The organism is Bacillus sp. FSL K6-1033, from assembly GCF_038630765.1.
Lineage (GTDB): Bacteria > Bacillota > Bacilli > Bacillales > Bacillaceae > Bacillus > Bacillus altitudinis.
Genome location: NZ_CP152041.1, coordinates 3,267,858 through 3,285,612 on the forward strand (window position 1 = coordinate 3,267,858; position 17,755 = coordinate 3,285,612).

The 17,755-nt window shown below is 41.2% G+C and carries 18 protein-coding genes; 7 read left to right on the plus strand and 11 right to left on the minus strand.

What is annotated here, in order from left to right:
• Positions 1–35: 35 nt before the first annotated feature.
• Both MHH31_RS16760 and MHH31_RS16765 read right to left on the minus strand, forming a co-directional pair.
• Positions 36–1,355 (minus strand): UDP-glucose/GDP-mannose dehydrogenase family protein, encoded by a 1,320-nt coding sequence (locus MHH31_RS16760; protein ID WP_045033946.1) that lies wholly within the window; start codon positions 1,353–1,355, stop codon positions 36–38.
• A gap of 114 nt (positions 1,356–1,469) precedes the next feature.
• Complete coding sequence (locus MHH31_RS16765; protein WP_003214884.1) at positions 1,470–1,613, minus strand: hypothetical protein; 144 nt, start codon at positions 1,611–1,613, stop codon at positions 1,470–1,472.
• A gap of 186 nt (positions 1,614–1,799) precedes the next feature.
• On the opposite strand from MHH31_RS16765, the gene MHH31_RS16770 reads away from it, so the two are divergent.
• Positions 1,800–3,407 carry an SWIM zinc finger family protein gene (locus MHH31_RS16770; RefSeq protein WP_160757773.1) on the plus strand — a complete coding sequence of 536 codons (1,608 nt, stop codon included), beginning with the start codon at positions 1,800–1,802 and terminating at the stop codon, positions 3,405–3,407.
• Positions 3,394–6,171 carry a DEAD/DEAH box helicase gene (locus MHH31_RS16775; protein ID WP_017360014.1) on the plus strand — a complete coding sequence of 926 codons (2,778 nt, stop codon included), beginning with the start codon at positions 3,394–3,396 and terminating at the stop codon, positions 6,169–6,171. The genes MHH31_RS16770 and MHH31_RS16775 overlap by 14 nt, the downstream gene beginning before the upstream one ends.
• 72 nt (positions 6,172–6,243) lie before the next feature.
• Here MHH31_RS16775 and MHH31_RS16780 read toward each other — a convergent pair whose 3' ends face one another.
• The 3 genes from MHH31_RS16780 to MHH31_RS16790 all read right to left on the minus strand — a co-directional run bounded on the left by MHH31_RS16780 (position 6,244) and on the right by MHH31_RS16790 (position 8,794).
• Positions 6,244–7,032: an STAS domain-containing protein gene (locus MHH31_RS16780; protein WP_017360015.1), complete on the minus strand. Its 789-nt coding sequence runs from the start codon at positions 7,030–7,032 to the stop codon at positions 6,244–6,246.
• A gap of 153 nt (positions 7,033–7,185) precedes the next feature.
• A complete protein-coding gene (locus tag MHH31_RS16785; RefSeq protein ID WP_211256834.1) occupies positions 7,186–8,046 on the minus strand; it encodes a Cof-type HAD-IIB family hydrolase in 861 nt (286 codons plus the stop codon).
• Between the two features lie 391 nt (positions 8,047–8,437).
• Positions 8,438–8,794, minus strand: coding sequence for a hypothetical protein (locus tag MHH31_RS16790; RefSeq protein WP_008343305.1), 357 nt, complete (start codon positions 8,792–8,794; stop codon positions 8,438–8,440).
• A gap of 117 nt (positions 8,795–8,911) precedes the next feature.
• On the opposite strand from MHH31_RS16790, the gene MHH31_RS16795 reads away from it, so the two are divergent.
• The gene (locus MHH31_RS16795; protein WP_003215215.1) at positions 8,912–9,322 is read left to right on the plus strand and encodes a YwpF-like family protein; all 411 of its coding nucleotides are present in this window, start codon (positions 8,912–8,914) and stop codon (positions 9,320–9,322) included.
• Positions 9,323–9,546: 224 nt separating this feature from the next.
• Here the strand turns inward: MHH31_RS16795 and mscL are convergent, their stop codons facing one another.
• Positions 9,547–9,939, minus strand: coding sequence for a large conductance mechanosensitive channel protein MscL (mscL, locus tag MHH31_RS16800; RefSeq protein WP_342495015.1), 393 nt, complete (start codon positions 9,937–9,939; stop codon positions 9,547–9,549).
• Between the two features lie 126 nt (positions 9,940–10,065).
• Positions 10,066–10,500, minus strand: a complete 435-nt coding sequence (gene fabZ / locus MHH31_RS16805; protein ID WP_007497564.1) for a 3-hydroxyacyl-ACP dehydratase FabZ — start codon at positions 10,498–10,500, stop codon at positions 10,066–10,068.
• A 219-nt stretch (positions 10,501–10,719) separates the two neighbouring features.
• Between fabZ and MHH31_RS16810 the strand changes: the two genes are divergently transcribed.
• Positions 10,720–11,775, plus strand: coding sequence for a tetratricopeptide repeat protein (locus MHH31_RS16810; protein WP_160757774.1), 1,056 nt, complete (start codon positions 10,720–10,722; stop codon positions 11,773–11,775).
• 14 nt (positions 11,776–11,789) lie between these two features.
• Here the strand turns inward: MHH31_RS16810 and MHH31_RS16815 are convergent, their stop codons facing one another.
• From MHH31_RS16815 to spoIIID, 4 genes are all read right to left on the minus strand, one after another.
• Complete coding sequence (locus MHH31_RS16815) at positions 11,790–12,608, minus strand: flagellar hook-basal body protein (protein ID WP_007497568.1); 819 nt, start codon at positions 12,606–12,608, stop codon at positions 11,790–11,792.
• 30 nt (positions 12,609–12,638) lie between these two features.
• Positions 12,639–13,478 carry a flagellar hook-basal body protein gene (locus MHH31_RS16820; RefSeq protein WP_342495016.1) on the minus strand — a complete coding sequence of 280 codons (840 nt, stop codon included), beginning with the start codon at positions 13,476–13,478 and terminating at the stop codon, positions 12,639–12,641.
• Positions 13,479–13,612: 134 nt separating this feature from the next.
• Positions 13,613–14,614, minus strand: a complete 1,002-nt coding sequence (gene mbl / locus MHH31_RS16825; RefSeq protein ID WP_012011515.1) for a cell shape-determining protein Mbl — start codon at positions 14,612–14,614, stop codon at positions 13,613–13,615.
• 185 nt (positions 14,615–14,799) lie between these two features.
• A complete protein-coding gene (gene spoIIID / locus MHH31_RS16830; RefSeq protein ID WP_008343327.1) occupies positions 14,800–15,078 on the minus strand; it encodes a sporulation transcriptional regulator SpoIIID in 279 nt (92 codons plus the stop codon).
• A gap of 347 nt (positions 15,079–15,425) precedes the next feature.
• On the opposite strand from spoIIID, the gene MHH31_RS16835 reads away from it, so the two are divergent.
• The 3 genes from MHH31_RS16835 (at position 15,426) to MHH31_RS16845 (ending at position 17,751) form a co-directional block, all read left to right on the plus strand.
• On the plus strand, positions 15,426–15,839 hold the full coding sequence (locus MHH31_RS16835) for a MarR family transcriptional regulator (RefSeq protein WP_216099246.1): 414 nt from the start codon (positions 15,426–15,428) through the stop codon (positions 15,837–15,839).
• A 15-nt stretch (positions 15,840–15,854) separates the two neighbouring features.
• The gene (locus MHH31_RS16840) at positions 15,855–17,042 is read left to right on the plus strand and encodes an MFS transporter (protein ID WP_268372868.1); all 1,188 of its coding nucleotides are present in this window, start codon (positions 15,855–15,857) and stop codon (positions 17,040–17,042) included.
• A 109-nt stretch (positions 17,043–17,151) separates the two neighbouring features.
• Positions 17,152–17,751: an undecaprenyl-diphosphatase gene (locus MHH31_RS16845; protein WP_008343330.1), complete on the plus strand. Its 600-nt coding sequence runs from the start codon at positions 17,152–17,154 to the stop codon at positions 17,749–17,751.
• The last annotated feature ends 4 nt before the right edge of the window (positions 17,752–17,755 follow it).

Below are 17,755 nucleotides of genomic sequence, written 5' to 3' on the forward strand. Positions count from 1 at the left end.
AAACCGATAACACATGAAGTTATCGGTTTTTCTCATTACATATAAATAGGAGAGACAGACCTGCGTCCAATAGAATGATACTCGACACCAGCTACTTCTGCCGCTTCAAGCGTATGACAATTCCGGCCATCAAAAATGATCGGCTGCCTCATGAAATCTTTATAAGCTGAAAGTGGAAATGACTGAATATCCGCCCACTCAGTTAATATACAGACAGCATCAGCATCCTTGATCGCCTCTTCAATCGTTTGAGCAAAAAGGACTTGATCAGGCAGTTCTTGAGCTGCATTGCGAGCGGCAGCAGGATCATAGGCTACGATCTCCGCTCCTAATTGATGGAGCTGATGAGCGATCGGGATTGACGGCGCCTCTCTCATATCATCTGTATTCGGCTTAAAGGAAAGGCCAAGAAGAGCCATTCTCTTCCCTTCCAAGTTTTCTCCCATCCGCTCCTTCACACTTCGAATAAAACTTGCTCGCTGCTCATTGTTGACTTTGATGACAGCCTTCAATAGCTCAAAATCATGGGACACATGCCCTGCAATTTGGACAAGGGCATTAGTATCCTTCGGAAAACAGGAACCTCCGTAACCAATGCCTGCCCTAAGAAACGAAGCACCAATCCGCTGATCGAGTCCCATCCCTTCTGCAACTCTCTCAACATCAGCTCCCGTTTTTCCACAAATCGAAGCAATTTCATTCATGAAGCTGATTTTTGTGGCAAGAAATGCATTTGATGCGTATTTGATCATCTCTGCGCTTTTCCGATCTGTTCTCACGAATGGAATGTGGAAATCCGCATACATAGACTCTAGCTGATCTAATCCGTTCTTCGTTTCGGCTCCAATCACCAGCCGATCCGCTCGCAGCGTATCTGAGATGGCAGACCCTTCTCGTAAAAATTCTGGGTTCGATGCAATAGATAATGGCTCCTTACGACCTAACACGTGATGAATCAAATGATCAATTTGATCGCCCGTTCCGACAGGCACTGTACTTTTCACGACAAGCACTGCGCCTGGCTTTGCTTGTAAGCCCATCTCCTTTGCCGCTTGAAAGACATACTGCAAATCAGCTTGACCGTCTGCCTGCTGCGGAGTACCGACAGCAATCATTAACACGTCAGCCTGCGAATAGGCTGACGCTCCATTGATGTGAAAACGAATGCGTCCTTGCTCCATATTCCGTTTGAGCAGTTCTTTTAATCCCGGCTCGTACATCGGAGGATTCCCTTGCTTCAGCTGCATGACCTTCCGCCGGTCAATATCCATACATGTCACATCATGTCCCGCCTCTGCTAAACACACCCCTGTGACAAGCCCTACATATCCACAGCCTGCAATCGCAACCTTCATGACACATCAGCTCCCCATACTCCTTATGCTTGTAATGTCATCGTATGCCGGGGATTTTCGTTCCATTCATAAAAGCATACAAAAACCCCCTGCTGAGAGAGCAGGGGGTTACTTTTATGAAACAAGGCCATTTCGAATATGAGCAATCAGATTTTCAAGCATTTCTTTTGTTGTGACATCATTGGAATTTTCACCAATATCATGAGCGTACATCAAAATCTTTAAAAACTCTTCTTGATTTAAACCCTTATTATCCATGTCTGTATCCTTTCGATTCCACTAATTTCATTATTATATGCTGTATGGTTGGTTTATGCAATACTCTAATACATCATTCGACAGCTTTTGAAATTTATGACCATTTTCATGAAAAACTTTTTTATAAATCACCATTGAGCTATAATAAAAGAATTGGAATCTTTTACTTGGTTAGGAGCGGGTCAAATGCTTCAGCACAACATCAACGAAGAAGAAATCAAACAAACAGCCGAACAGATCAAAGAACTTCTTCCTTCAACAGATGAAAACAAGCAACTCATCAAAAAAGCATTGATTACTTATAGACAGGACAGCGTATATCGGCTCAAGCAAGAGTCTGATACCGAATGGTCAGCTTATGTACATGATGTCGTGGCAGCAAGAGTCCACCTTCATGTGCTGTTTCCAGTGAGAAGCAGCTGCTCATGTCCAGCTGATGGACTATGTAAACACATCCTCGCTGTCTTCTTTTCGCTATACGCTCAAGTAGAGAGTGTGACCGGCTTTACAGAAAATTGGTCAGAGAAGGATGAATTACAGCGCAGCAAAGAACTCATTCGTCAGCACTTCCAAGTGAAGCGCCCAGATGAACGATCACTTCAGAGCTGGCTGAATTTTTTCCAGGAGGAATTTCACCTCTGGCTGAAACGGACACCGAAGCACCAGCAAACGCCACAGCATTTGTATTACGGCTATTTATCGATCCTGAAAAAACACGCACCCACTTCACCTGAATTCAAGAGTTTGTATGCGATTCATACGTCCATCGATGTGTGGTTAAGGCTCCATGAGCTAATCGATCTCGGCCGTCTTGATGCCGAAAAAGACTTTTATTCGATGAATCCATATGTAGAACAGCTCATGAACACCATTTTTGATTCAGTGGATCATTTGAGGACATACGCCCTTTCCTTTTCCCTCGATCCGTTTCTTGAAAACACACCAACTGCCGTTCGGACACTTCTTCAAATCAGCGGACCTTTCCAACATGAACGAGTTGCGGTCTTTATGGAAATGTGGGGAACTATATTAAATAGAGGGAAATGGGTCAAAAAAGAAACAGAATTACTCAAGAGCGCCCAACAGCAGGAACAAACGGTTGAGCGAACCATTGGGCTCATGCATATGGATTATTTGCTAAAAGAAGACGAAAGACTCTTCCAGCAATTAAAATTGCTCAATGCAGATATGCTGCCGAATGTGCTCAATTGGCTAAAGGATCTCACAAATCGCAAGGACTGGAAGCGTCTCAAACTTTGGTATCAAGAGATCACATATGTATTAGAAGAATATTGCCAGCTTGACCTATCTTATAGAGAACTGCGTGGAGCCGTCAGCGATTTCTTCTTTTATTTAGACGCGTACTTTAAACAGACGAAAGATCATTTCTTGTATGAACGCTATCTCCAAATCTGTATGCCTTATGCATTTACTGAATATAGTCAGCTCTTATATGCACAAGAACGCTATGCAGAATGGATTGAAATACACAGCCTCGTTGGTTTCTCCATCAGTGAATTGGAGAAAGAACTGATCAAACAGATTGCAAAGGAAGAGCCTGAAGCACTCATTCCTTCATACCACCGGGAAATCTCACTGCTTCTCGATCAAAAGAATCGAAGTGCTTACCGGGAATCTGTGAAAATGCTCAAAAAACTGCGTACGCTTTATCATAAAACGAAAAAAACCGCGGTGTGGGAAAGATATGTACAGCAGCTGCAAGATTCAACAAAACGGCTGCGTGCGTTCCAAGAGGAAATGAAGAAAGGAAAATTAATTGATGACACGCCATAAACAAATTGTCATTCATGCAGAACAAACCGAAGATTTCTCTTTCACCATTTCAGCGCAAGCAGAGGACGGACAGCCTGTACCGCTAAATGAAATGAAGAGGCAGCTTTTCCAATGGCACGAATCATCTTTTTACGGAACATTCTTAGAAGATGTGAGCTTTATTGGCACACCTGCCTTCCTGTTAAGTCCTTGGATGACCGTTGAATTGCTAGGGAAAAATTCATTCAATACTTTCAGCCATGTGACGTTAACGGATGAAACAGAGCCGCTTATGAAAACAGCCTCAACCATTTACGAATTCATCGAGGATGAAGATTTTGTCCCAGATTTCGAGGCATGGACAAAAGGCATGCTTCGCTTTAAAGACAAAGAAGGCCTGTTAGATGGCTACACAGCTGATTGGTTCTCCTTTGCCGTACAGGATTACATTCAATATGATGATGCCTTGCAGCACAAATGGAACCGAATGACTGCTCAATCGCCTGCTCTTTCCTCCTTCCAGGGACATTTTTTAGATGAACAGGATTTCTTGGAAACGATCGGCTGGATTGATGATGAGACGCCTTTCACTGTCGGCTTGCGTTTAAATGAGCCTGATTTCGACGGGGATGATTGGAAAATTGAATTGTTTTTGCGTGATAAGAAAAACAGTGATCTGCATTTCTTTGAAGGCATCCGTTCTTTAAAAAAATCATGGCGTCCGTTTCAAGAAAAAATCACCAGAGAGCTGGAGCGGTTCGGTCAGATTGTCCCTTGGCTCTCATTTACATCTGGTACCACCCTCATGTCAGAAGAAGAAGCGTGGCTCTTCCTATCTGAAGCGAGTGAAACACTTGTGAACATGGGGATTGAGATCCTGCTCCCATCATGGTGGCAGATCGTCAAAGAAAGCACCATGATGCTAAAAGCACGGATTTCCTCCACACCACGAGGCGAATCGCACGTTGGAATGGATGCCCTTATGGACTTTAATTGGCGCTTTGCCACAAACGGTATTGAGCTGACAGAAGATGAGTTCAACGAGCTTGTTCAAAGTAAACGTCGTCTTGTCAACATTCGTGGACAATGGATTAAAATCGACCCGACCTTTATCCAGCAAATGAAGAAATGGATGGAGCGCGCTGAGAACGAAGGACTTCATATGTCGGATATTTTATCACGTGAACTCGCAGACCAAGAGGCCTCCTCTGAGTCGATTCCTGAGCTGCTAGACAGTTCGGCCTTTGCCCATATTCAATTTGAACTTTCGTCTCAATTACGAGGGCTTGTTCATCAGTTAAATGATACACAAGAGTTGCCATCCTATGAGATGAGTGAGTCCTTTAAGGGCACACTGCGCCCGTATCAGCAGCACGGTGTCAACTGGCTTCTGTTCTTAAGGTCTCATGGATTCGGGGCTTGTTTAGCAGATGATATGGGACTTGGAAAAACGATTCAAATGATCGCTTATTTCACCTATTTGAAGGAGCATCAACAAGATGCCGCTCCATCTCTCATCATTGCACCGACTTCCGTATTAGGGAACTGGCAAAGAGAGCTTGAAACATTCGCACCACATTTGAATGTCGCTCTGCATTATGGACCGTCACGTCCACAAGGTGAGAACTTTACAAAAGCGTACGAATCAACAGATATCGTCCTCACTTCGTATGGTCTCTCACATTCTGACCGTGATGAATTAACAGCAGCCAAATGGAATACCATTTGCTTAGACGAAGCCCAGAACATTAAAAATGCCCATACGAAACAATCGAGAGCCATTAGGCAATTAAAAGGACAACATCACATTGCCCTCAGCGGGACACCGATGGAGAACCGCTTGACAGAGCTTTGGTCTATTTTCGACTTCGTGAACAAAGGATATCTCGGCAGCCTGACCAGTTTTCATAAAAAGTTCGTCCTTCCGATTGAAAAAGACCGTGAAGAAAAAAGAATCCAACAGCTGCAGCAGCTGATCAAGCCATTCTTATTAAGACGAACAAAACAAGATGAAGAAGTCGCACTCAATCTGCCAGAGAAACTAGAAGAAAAAGAATTCATCCCGTTATCTGCAGAGCAGGCATCTTTATATGAACAGCTGGTCAAAGATACATTCGAACATATGGCCTCATTAACAGGGATGCAGCGGAAAGCCATCATTTTAAGTATGCTTGGCAGACTCAAACAAATTTGCGATCACCCTGCTCTTTATTTAAAAGAGAGCGGAACAGATGTGAAATTGTTGAAGCGTTCATTAAAAATGGATAAATTAGCAGAGCTGTTAAAAGCCATACACGAACAAGGAGAAAGCTGTCTCATTTTTACGCAGTATATTGAAATGGGCAACATGATCAAACAGCTCGCCGAAAAGATGTTTGGAGAACCAGTTCAATTTTTAAATGGGAGCTTATCAAAACATGATCGGGACAAAATGGTGGAACGCTTCCAGAAAAAAGAGTTCAACATCTTAATTCTTTCTTTAAAAGCAGGAGGAACCGGACTAAACTTAACCGCCGCCAATCATGTCATTCACTACGATAGATGGTGGAATCCTGCTGTAGAAAACCAAGCAACAGACCGTGCTTACCGCATCGGGCAAAAGCGGTTTGTTCACGTCCATAAGATGATCACAACCGGCACGATAGAGGAAAAAATTGATCAAATGCTCGAAACAAAACAAACGTTAAATGATCAAATTATCCAAAGTGAAAGCTGGATTACAGAGCTGTCAACGAACGAACTAGAAGATTTATTCACGTTAAGTGCAGCCGCTCAATCATCGTAATGACAGCAAAAAGAGGACTTTTCTCAAACTTGATGAAAAGTCCTCTTTTTTTAATCTCATCTAAAGGAATGCTTAAATTTGCAGCTTTTTCAATGCAGATTTCACATTCATATACGTATTCAACTCACGGAAGTCCTCTCTCATTTCTCCCATTTTCATCGCAAGATTTGGTTTAATACCTGTCACGATCAGTTCTGTGCCAGTCATTAAAATCAGATCGTTCAGCTTAAAGATCGCATCCGCCACAAATGAATCCACCTCTAATAAACCAGACAGATCCACAATGAAGTAATCGTCTTTGGATTGAGAGATATAAGTGGAGACTGTTGAGATGATTTTATCAAACCTTGGCGCTGTTAACGTACCTATGATCGGCAGGACAGAAATACCATCCTTCACCGGAACAATTGGGACAGAAATATTCAATACTTCATCAATGGATTGCTCAAGAAGCTCTTGCTGTTCCTTCTCTTTCGTAACATCCTTTTGCAGACCAACGAAATAAAGGCGTTTCCCTTCATTTTCATCAATCCATAGAGGCGCCACACTTAACTCGTTCCAAAACATTTGACCAGATTTTTTATAGTTTTTCAACTGTACAGTGACAGCCTCTTTGTTTTCAATGGCTGCCCTAATTTGTTTGAGAGCAATCTGTTCAGTTTCATCTCCTTGAAGGAAACGACAGTTCTTTCCTAATACTTCGGTTTCTTGATAGCCTGTCATATCTAAAAAGCCCTTGTTCACATATATTAAAGGATTATCAGGTAAAGACGGGTCCGTCACCGTCAGGCCAACCTGAGTATAGTCTAAGGCTTCCTTGATTAAATGCAGATTGTCGGACTTATAAGATTCCAGCGCCATTCGTTTACTCTCCTTAACTTCCTTACAAGCGGGTTATATTCATAATTAAATTATATGATGTTCCATAGCGGGTGTAAATAGAAGTAGTTCTGAATTCCTCTTTTGTAGAATGCGCTTCATCCTATGTCATTTATACAAATACATACGATTCAATTATTTCAAAAGATGTTGAATCATATGTGCCACACCATGTTCATCATTTGTTAACGTGACGTGATCAGCTAATTCTTTTATATCCTTTCTCGCATTCCCCATTGCAATTCCAACCCCAGCTGCCCGAATCATTGATTCATCATTTAAACTGTCTCCTACAGCCGCTGTTCGGCTTAATGGAATACCGAGCTTTTCTGCCAGCCTGGTTAACGCCTGCCCTTTCGACGCTTCCTTTGCTCCAATTTCAAAGTTATGATCAGCCGAACTAACCAATGTTAATTCAGAATCATGTCCAAACGCATCCCATCCGGCTTTCAATCTGTCTTGAAAAAATGAGAAACCTAAGATGTTATAAAACGAAAGATTCTGATCCTCACGAAACAATTCTTGATATGTATCAATATAAGCAAAACCTGACTGGCTGTATTGAACCTCAGCCGCTTGCTCAAGAACACGCTGATCCGTTTCTGGATTTGCACTCTTTAAGCGGTCCATTTCTATCGCCAGAAGCTCCCTGCCGCGGTTTGGTGTGTAAATGGCTTCATTCGTAAACACTTCATAGTAATAATCACGCTCCTCAAGCCATGATAAGATGTGTTTTGCTTTTTCTTCTTCTAGAACAGCCGAATGATATACCTGACCTTCTGGATCATGAATCACAGCTCCATTTGCACTGATGACCCACGTATTCATCCCAAGCTGATCAAAAATAGATTTCACATCAAAATACGCTCTTCCTGTTGAAACGACAACCTCAATCCCACTCGCCGCTGCTTCCTTTAACGCCTGCTCGTTTTCCTGACTCACTTTGTGCTCACTGTTCAATAAAGTTCCGTCTAAATCCGTTGCGATTAATTGAATGTTTGTCATCGGTCTCTCCTTTTTTGCCTGCATTTTTAGTTGACCTTCCGTTTATCAAATCCATCATCATTATGAAATGAGTATCCACTATTTGCAAGGGATGATCGGCTTATCAATGAATATAAGAGTACCCGGTCACGCTACATGACCGGATACGCATAAGGGGATTCACAGGGGACACATGACTGATACAAAGAAACCTTGGTTCTACTATTACGCAGTGAATATGTGTACAAGGCAAAGTCTATCAGCTATAGCTAGAGGAGGGCCGCGAGATGCTAGACCTTTGCCTTTTGCCTCCTTTCCTTTCAGCTAACCCTAGTCTACTGAGAAATAGCACAAGAGACAAAAAACGAAAATGACAAAATCGTTCTTCAAATTCTTTATTTCCTCAATCATTTTTACTTTTTACCGCTTGCGTATAAAACATCATCTTATTTTGTTTGACGAAATACTTATTTTTCATAAATTGATAAAAAACATCTGAATGAATCCAATTACTAGAAGGCATGTGAATATAGTCAGACCCGTCCCACGCAAACCAATAAAAACAAAGCCTTCCATCATGAATTGACAATTGAAATTCAAAACAGTCCATTTGATCGTCTGTCACATATTGAAAAGTGAGGGACTCCCCTTCTTCCATATACACGTCACAAAATGAGAGAATGTCTCCCCATGTATAGACCCTCACATTGCTTTCCTTTTCCTCACCAATATGTATGTTTCGAAGTTGATAGGACTCCATAAAACATCTCCTTTCACTTATATGCAGCTAGTTCTGAGTAGGCAGCGGTTTCATTTATACAGATGTTGTATGCTATAATGATACTTACGAATAATGAACGCTTGTGAGGTGATAAATATGAAAACCTTTAGGCTGATTGATTTAAAAATCGAACTTGATCCAAAGCAAGATAAAATGTCCAGCATTCCCCTTCGTGACGGCTTAATCATTAATAAAGAAGATGGCGAAAATCACTGGATGATCGAGGCACTGATTCCAAAGAAGCATAGACAAGTGTTTGAGGTGCTCTTTCAGCAGCATACAGAAGTAAAGATTCTCGTGACGATTACAAAAGAAAACAACCGCCCTGTTCATCTATCGGTCCAAGTCAAAAACATCGTTGCCTTAGAAGAAAACATATCTGTATTACTCGACGGTAAAATGATCACAAATCGTTACAGAACAGAAACCGAAGAAGTATTAAAAGACCTCGTCAAAGAGGGGCTATCAGGAGAAAAACTACTGGATGCTTTTAAACAGAACACATAAAAAAAGAGCGGGATGAGCCGCTCTTAGATGGTTGACAAAGGGCTAAAATGAACTTTATTTTAGCCCTTTGTCTTCCTTTTCAGCGTGATAGAAAACCTTTGAAGTCTAGGAAGGGCGAGCACCGAAGCAGAGCGAATTTAATATTCGTGAGCACCGGAGCACAGCCCTGACAAAGAATGCGAGGGTTTGTCTACACGCTGATAGCGGGATGAGCCGCTCTTTTTCTATTGCACATCTTTCGATTGGCTTTGATTTTTCAATAAATCTCTAATTTCGGTTAACAACACTTCCGTTTGATCTGGCGTTTCAACCACTTCTTCCTCTACCTTTTTCCGTTTTAATTTATTTAAATAACGAATAAAGATAAAAATGGAAAAGGAGATAATCAAGAAGTCGACCACTGTTTGAATGAAACTTCCATACAAAATTTGAGCAGAACCGATTTTAATAGACAATCCACTAAAATCATGCCCCCCAACAATAATACCAACAAGCGGCATAATTAAATCATTCACAAGAGAAGTGACAATTTTGCCAAATGCTCCCCCGATGATGACACCGACAGCCAGGTCAATCACATTCCCCTTGACGGCAAACTCTCTAAATTCTTTCAGCATTCTTTATCACCTTCATCTTTTTTTGTCTAATATGACGTTTTTTTGTCAAAAAAGCAAGTCCTCATCCGCTCTGGATGAATGTTTCCATATAAAAAACGGTTCATACAAGATGAACCGTCAGACACATTACGATACTTTCGGACCGATAGAAAATGTCAGTTCTGCTTCACATGCCACTTCGCCATCTACTGTTGCAACTGCTTTTCCTTTGGCAACTGGACCGCGAAGACGTGTGACTTCAACCTCTAAACGTAGCTGATCGCCTGGCTTGACCTGTCTTTTGAATCGGCAGCTGTCAATCCCTGCAAACAAACCAATTTTCCCTTTGTTCTCTTCTTTACCTAACATGATGACCCCAAAAACTTGAGCAAGCGCTTCTACAATAAGCACACCCGGCATGACGGGGTATCCTGGGAAATGGCCATTAAAAAATTCTTCATTTACTGTGACATTTTTGATTCCAACCGCTCTTTTCTCACCATCAACTTCTAAAATACGGTCAACCAATAAAAATGGATAACGGTGTGGAATAATGTCTTGAATTTGCTGAGCATCAAGCATGTCTTGATCTCTCCTTCTTTTCTATATCGCTAATCTTCATTTGATTCCTATTGAAGTATATTATGAATGCAGTCATTTTTCAATGTTCAGCCAACATTTATGGTAAAAAATAGAATCTATCATTACCTATTGTCATGAAATATAATCCACTCTACACTCATCGTTTTTTCACAAATATGGTAATATATATTACATCATTGATTGAATAAGAGGGTAAAAATGAATTTTATAAGCGATAAATCCATTAAAAAACTTCTCCATTCGTGGTATACAATGCTAAAACATCGACATTTTTCGAAGGCTGAAGAGATCAAAACGTCCTTAACCAAATATAAACGTAGATTGTCAAAGAAACAGGAGCTTCATTTACATTATCAGCTTATGCTTTTTCGGCACCAGCTCTGGATGAACCAAACAGAAGACTTAGAAAAACTGAAGCATGAACTCATGCTCCACAAAGATCAAATGAATGATCAACTGCAATATTATTTTTACTTTTTTCTCGGTTTATACGAATCTTTAAAGAGCGATCAAAATGATGCCATTCATTATCTTGAAAAAGCAGAAGAAAAACTGCCCCTGCTAGACGATGAGCTAGAGGAAGCGGAGTTTCATTTCCGTACAAGTGGTGTTTATTATAACAACCGCTATTCACTGTTATCCATTCGACATGTTGAAAAAGCCATGGATATCTTTGCAAAGCACGGGGATATCCACAGCATTTATCGGTGCAAAATTGTGCTCGCCCTTAACTTTAGTGATCAAAAAAAATATGAAGAAGCAGAAGCTATTTTTATTGAAATTATCGAATACGTGAAAATGATTGATGACCAAGAACTGCTTGGTATCGTGTATTATGACGCTGGTTTTATCAAGTCGAGACAGAATCGTCATAAGGAAGCACTAGAATACTTTAAAAAAGCGCTTCGGCTCCCAGCATACCGGAAATCTGCCCACTCCTATGTATCGTGTCTCTATGAAACTGTGCGTTCCTGCTTTAAAGAGGATTTAACTGATGAAGGAATGAAGTATATTCAAAAAGGGCTAAAAGAAGCCGTTGATGCCCAATTTGATCTATTAAGAATCAAGTTCCAAATTTTATTCCTTCTCTACAGCCAAACGCCCAAGGCAGATGAACAGATTGCTACACTCGTCACATGTCTTGAACGAAAAGAAGCCTGGATTGATCTTGAAGATCTGCTTGCAGATGTCTCAGATTTTTATAAAAAAAAGGGCGACTTTGAGCGAGCCGCCTTTTTTATCATGAGAGGCTGACATCCGCCTGCTCATTATCGAATGGTATTAATGAGTCCTAGCATTTGATCGCCCATCGTAATGGTTCTTGAGTTCATCTGATACGAACGCTGTGTTGTCATGAGGTCTGTTAATTCTTTAGACATGTCCACATTCGACGTTTCAAGTGCACCTTGCTGAAGTTGAATGGCCTGACGGTTTGCGCCATTCAGTGCCGTTAAAGCGCCTTGATAGTTGCCGTCGACTGAGAACAAATTTTCTCCTTCAGAGATGAGTGCTGAAGAATTATTCACTTGAACAACCCCAAGATTCACCTGCTGATTCGGTTGATTGCCTCGAGAAATAGCTGTAAGCCGGCCATTTTTATCGATAGAAATATCACGGAAATTCGCATTTAAGACAATCTCATTCCCGTTTTCGTCAAGAATCGGATGGCCTTCGCTTGTCACCAGCTGGACTTGATTCCGATTATTTCCTGGCTGTAAATAAAGAGAGCCATCTCTTGTATACCGGATGTTACCGCCAGCATTGACCTGCAAATACTGAGATGGCGCACCAAATGCAACATCAAGGTCACGGCCTGTTTCTTTAATAGAACCTTGCAATGAGTTAATGGATGCATTGACCATCGTTCCAGTTCCAAGCCTTAAACCAGCAGGTGTCAGACGACTGTTTGCCACCTGCTCATTTTTTTCATCTACCTGATTAAACTGTTGTCTGACCAGCTCTGAAAAACGGGTGTTTTTTGCGCGATACCCTGTTGTTTCACTGTTTGCGATGTTATTACTAATGATATCAAGCTGCTTTTGCACCTCGTTCATTGACACAGCTGCATTGATCATCGTTCTAAGCATGAGAATCCTCCTCTCTCTTTCATTTCTTTATTAATACACTCTTCCGATTTCATTCACTGCTTTTTCTAAACTTTTATCATATGCCTGAACCACTTTTTGGTTTGTTTCAAATGCGCGGTAGGCTGTTGTCATTTCTGTATATGATTTCGTCACATCAACGTTCGAGAGCTCTGATACACCTTGGCTTAATGTATAGGACATTTGACCGTTATTGACCGCACTTGGAAGAGGCTGGTTATCAGCTGTACGGTATAAATCATTTCCTTCACGCGCAAGATTTCTTGTATCCATTGCAACACGTACATCAATTTGTCCAAGGTTTTGTCCGTTTTCACTCACGGTTCCATCTGCGTTCACTTTGAAATTCTCACTTTGAACGGTAATCGGCTGACCCGTCACAGAAAGAAGGGCACGTCCATTGATCGTCAACTGATTTTGATCATTCAATGTAATGGAACTGCTTTTCGTATAACGAACGCCTTCTGGTGTATTCACAGCATAAAAAAGCGCTGACTTTTGATTTGTCTCCGGGTTGATGGGTACATTATTTTCTACTAATGCGATATCCGTTGTTTGATCCGTTGTTTTTAATGTTCCTTGTGTAAATTGAGGAATCAATTCCTGCATGTATGTTCCCGTATTAATTCCGCCAATCGCCGTTTGCTGTGGGATACTAAAGCCTTTGCCTGGAGATGTTTGGAAACGTCCTGATTCCATTCGGCTTAGCAGCATTTCTGGAAATGCGCGCATGGCCCCTTCATCTGCTTTATAGCCTGGAGTATTCGCATTTGCGATATTATTTGAAAGCATTTCTGTCCGCCGCTCTTGAGCGATCATGGCAGATGTTGCGGTGTATAGTCCTTTTAACACGTGCTCACCTCATTCAAATTCTTTCACATGACCTAAAATCATCAGTACACAATCTTCTATGAAATATATCGGCATATTGGCAGGCTTCTTTAATAAAAATCCCCCATTCTTTCTAAAAAGAATGAGGGAAATCATTAGCTGAGTTTACGCTTTGGCAGCTTGTCCATATTATCAAGCATCACGCCAGTACCAACTGCTACACAATCCATTGGATTTTCTGCAACGAAAACTGGTACTTTCAGCTCTTCTGCAAGCAATTGATCAAGCCCGTTTAGAAGCGCTCCGCCACCAGTAATGATGACGCCGCGGTCAATGATATCAGCTGATAATTCAGGTGGTGTTCTTTCAAGAACTTGTTTCGCAGCCTGAACAATGGCAGATACAGATTCACGTAATGCTTCTTCTACTTCTTTGCTTGTGACGGTAATCGTTCTTGGTAATCCTGTCACCATGTCTCGTCCACGAATCGAGATCTCTTCGTGACGTGCGTCTGGGAATACCGTTGCAACTTGGATCTTAATGTCCTCTGCAGTTCGCTCACCGATCAACAGCTTGTACTCTTTTTTAATGTAGTTTAGAATTTCCAAGTCAAATTTGTCTCCAGCCATTTTAATAGAAGAGGCGGTTACAATGTCACCCATTGAGATGACAGCGATATCTGTCGTTCCGCCTCCAATATCTACGACCATGTTTCCACTTGGCTGAAAAATATCCATACCAGCACCAATAGCTGCTACTTTTGGCTCTTCTTCAAGAAATACATGCTTCCCGCCGCTTTTTTCAGCAGCTTCTTTGATCGCCTTCTGCTCAACAGATGTAATGTTTGTCGGGCAGCAGATGAGCATACGCGGCTTAGAGAATAGCCCTTTCACATTTAATGAGTTAATAAAATGCTTGAGCATCGCTTCAGTTACTTCAAAATCAGCAATTACGCCATCTTTTAATGGACGAATCGCAACAATATTCCCAGGCGTACGTCCAACCATACGTCTTGCTTCTTCTCCAACAGCTAATACTTTCCCGCTGTTTTTATCAAGAGCGACAACAGATGGTTCATTTAACACAATTCCTTTTCCTTTGACATGAATCAGTACATTTGCAGTACCAAGATCAATTCCAATATCCCTAGCAAACATCTATATATATCCTCCTTGAAAATCTGTTTCCATAGCAAATACCACATTCTGCCCTAATTATATATTCTATCATAATTTGCAGAAAAAAAGATATTTCTTTACAAAAGTCTTTACAAAATTTGTGGTTAGAAACTACCGATAAGAGGAAGATATATATATCATGTTTATGAACAAAGAACTAAAGCTTACTGTTTTACAGGCTCACCTTCTAAAATTTCTTCTTTTTTATACTTTAACTTTGTGGCTTCTCCCCCTCGCAGGTGGCGGATTGATTTATGATAATCCAGTATCTCCTTCACTTCGTTAGCCAGATCTGGATTAATTTCTGGCAGTCTTTCTGTTAGATCCTTGTGTACAGTACTTTTAGAGACTCCAAATTCTTTCGCAATTACACGAACGGTTTTCTTTGTCTCCACGATATACTTTCCTATCTTGATTGTTCGCTCTTTGATGTAATCGTGCACACCACTCGACCTCCCTAAAATGGATGTGAGAAGTGTGAAATGAGATCCGTATCAATATTATCCATTTTCAGCGGCGCTTGTTCGTCTTAATTTCTCATCCATTAGGTAGTAAATGCCAAACACGATCCCTCACCTCAAACACTCTCTTTGTCAGGTTTGTAACAGTGTATTAGCATTGCATAGGGAATATGCTAAAAATGAAGATGGGACAAGGGATTTATCAGAAAAGACAAAACAAAAAATCATTTCGAGTGGCGAAAATTTTCACTTTACAAGCATCGGTGTAACACGTAAAATAGGAAAGGTGAATTTATTTACCTAGATAAATAATGAATAAAGGTGAGCCTATGGATACGTTAAACAGAGAGTGTTTACATCAAATACATCAAAGCGCGCGGCTGCTGTCTAAAAAAGCGAACGAAGCGCTTGCTGCTTATGACTTGTACATGTCCCAGTGGACTGTACTTTTTTGTTTGGATACATTCGGTCCTAAAACGCAAAAAGACATTTGGACCTATTTGAACGTCGAAGCACCGACGATTACAAGAACCGTGACGCGTCTAGAAGCAAACGGCTGGGTGAAACGAGTCCAAGGAAAAGACAAACGTGAGAATCTCATCGTCATGACAGACGATGCAAAAGCAAAGTTTCAAAAAATCAAACAGACGATGGAACAATTTGAAGAAGAATGTCTTTCAAATTTTACCTACGAAGAAAAACAACTCCTCCATACACTTTTACACAAATTATCAACTGAATAGGAAGTGACTTACACCATGAACGAACGCATTTGGACAAAAGACTTTATCATGATTGTCCTGGTGAATTTATTTACATTCACCTCTTTTTATGCCCTTTTGACACTACTCCCCATTTACACAATGGATGAATTAAATGGAACAGAATCACAGGGTGGCCTCCTTGTGACGGTCTTCTTATTATCAGCAATTGTGACAAGACCATTTTCAGGGGCCATTATTGAGAAATTCGGCAAGAAACGCATGGCGATTTTTTCTTCAACAGCTTTTGCCCTGCTCACTTATTTATACATTCCAATTGATCAATTCCAAACACTTCTCATGCTGCGTTTCGTGCAAGGAATCTTCTTCAGCATTTTGACAACCGTAGCAAGTGCCATTGCAGCTGATATGATTCCGAAACATAAACGAGGAGAGGGTCTTGGATACTTTGTCATGTCAATGAACCTCGCTGTGGTTATCGGTCCGTTTATCGCACTGAATCAAGTCGGAAAAGTAGGATTCCATTCTTTATTTCTTCTCTTTTCGATCATCGTCTCTATCGGTGCAGCTTTCACGATACTGATTAGACAGCCAGAGCCTGAAAACGGCGGAAGTGTCATCTTTCGATTCACTTTTTCTCATCTGTTTGAAAAAGGTGCTTTAAAAACGGCAGCAGTTGGAATCATTATCTCCTTCTGTTACTCGCCGATCATTTCATTTATTTCAGTCTATGCCAATTCCCTGAACCTAATGGGTGCAAGCAGTTATTTCTTCATTGTTTTTGCAGCTGCAATGCTTGGATCACGTCCATTTACAGGCAGACTGTTTGACCGAGTTGGACCTCATATAGTGATCTACCCATCGATTGCTCTCTTTGCGATTGGTTTATGGATGCTGACCGCTACCCAAACAGCCACCATGCTTCTTTTATCCGGCGCTGTCATCGGCCTTGGCTACGGCTCTTTGGTGCCATGTCTACAAACACTTGCGATACAGCACTCACCAGCAAACCGTACAGGCTACGCCACAGCAACTTTCTTTACCCTTTATGATACGGGGATTGCCGCTGGATCCTTTGTCTTCGGACTGCTTGTCAGCTTCACAGATTTTTCAAATGTATATCTCATTGCTGGCGTTGTCGTGTTACTCAGCATGGGTGTTTTTTATTGGAGCGAACGAAAACCGCAAGAAGCAAAAGCACAAAAGGTTTCCCTATCAGAATAGGATACTGTTTTAAACTTCACTGAAAACATGCTAAAATATAGGATATTTCAAATGAACAGATAGGTCTTTTGAAAAATAGTTGGCGTTAAGCGAAAGTATAGGTGATGTTTTGAATTACGAATTGTTTAAAGTCATACACGGGATGGCTCATCATTCTGAGTTTTTAGATCAGGCCATGATTTTCATTACGAAAAAGGCCATTCTCGTATATGCCCTCGTCTTATTGATTTGCTGGTTTTTAGGTAATCACAAATTTAAGAAGCATGTCTTCTTTTCTGGTGTAACAGGCATCGTGGCACTCATCGTCAATTTTGCCATTACGCTGTTTTATTATGAAGAGCGGCCGTTTGTGGCGCACAAAGTCGACACACTCATCCCGCACTCAGCAGACGCTTCCTTCCCAAGTGACCACACAACAGGTGCACTGGCTCTTTCACTAGCCATTCGATCCCGTAATAAAAAACTCGGCAATATTTTGCTTGTTTTTGGATTACTGACAGGGTTCTCCCGCATCTGGGTCGGTCATCATTATCCATTTGATGTATTAGGCAGCTTGATCGTATCGATTGTGGTTGTCTTTATCATGAATAAATTATGGAAGTTCTTTGACTCTCCAATTGACCGTATCGTGACATTTTACGAGAACATTGTGGGCAAAATTTTCAGAAGGAAGCAAAAGGACCAAGGATCAGACCTGTCCAACTCTTAAGCGG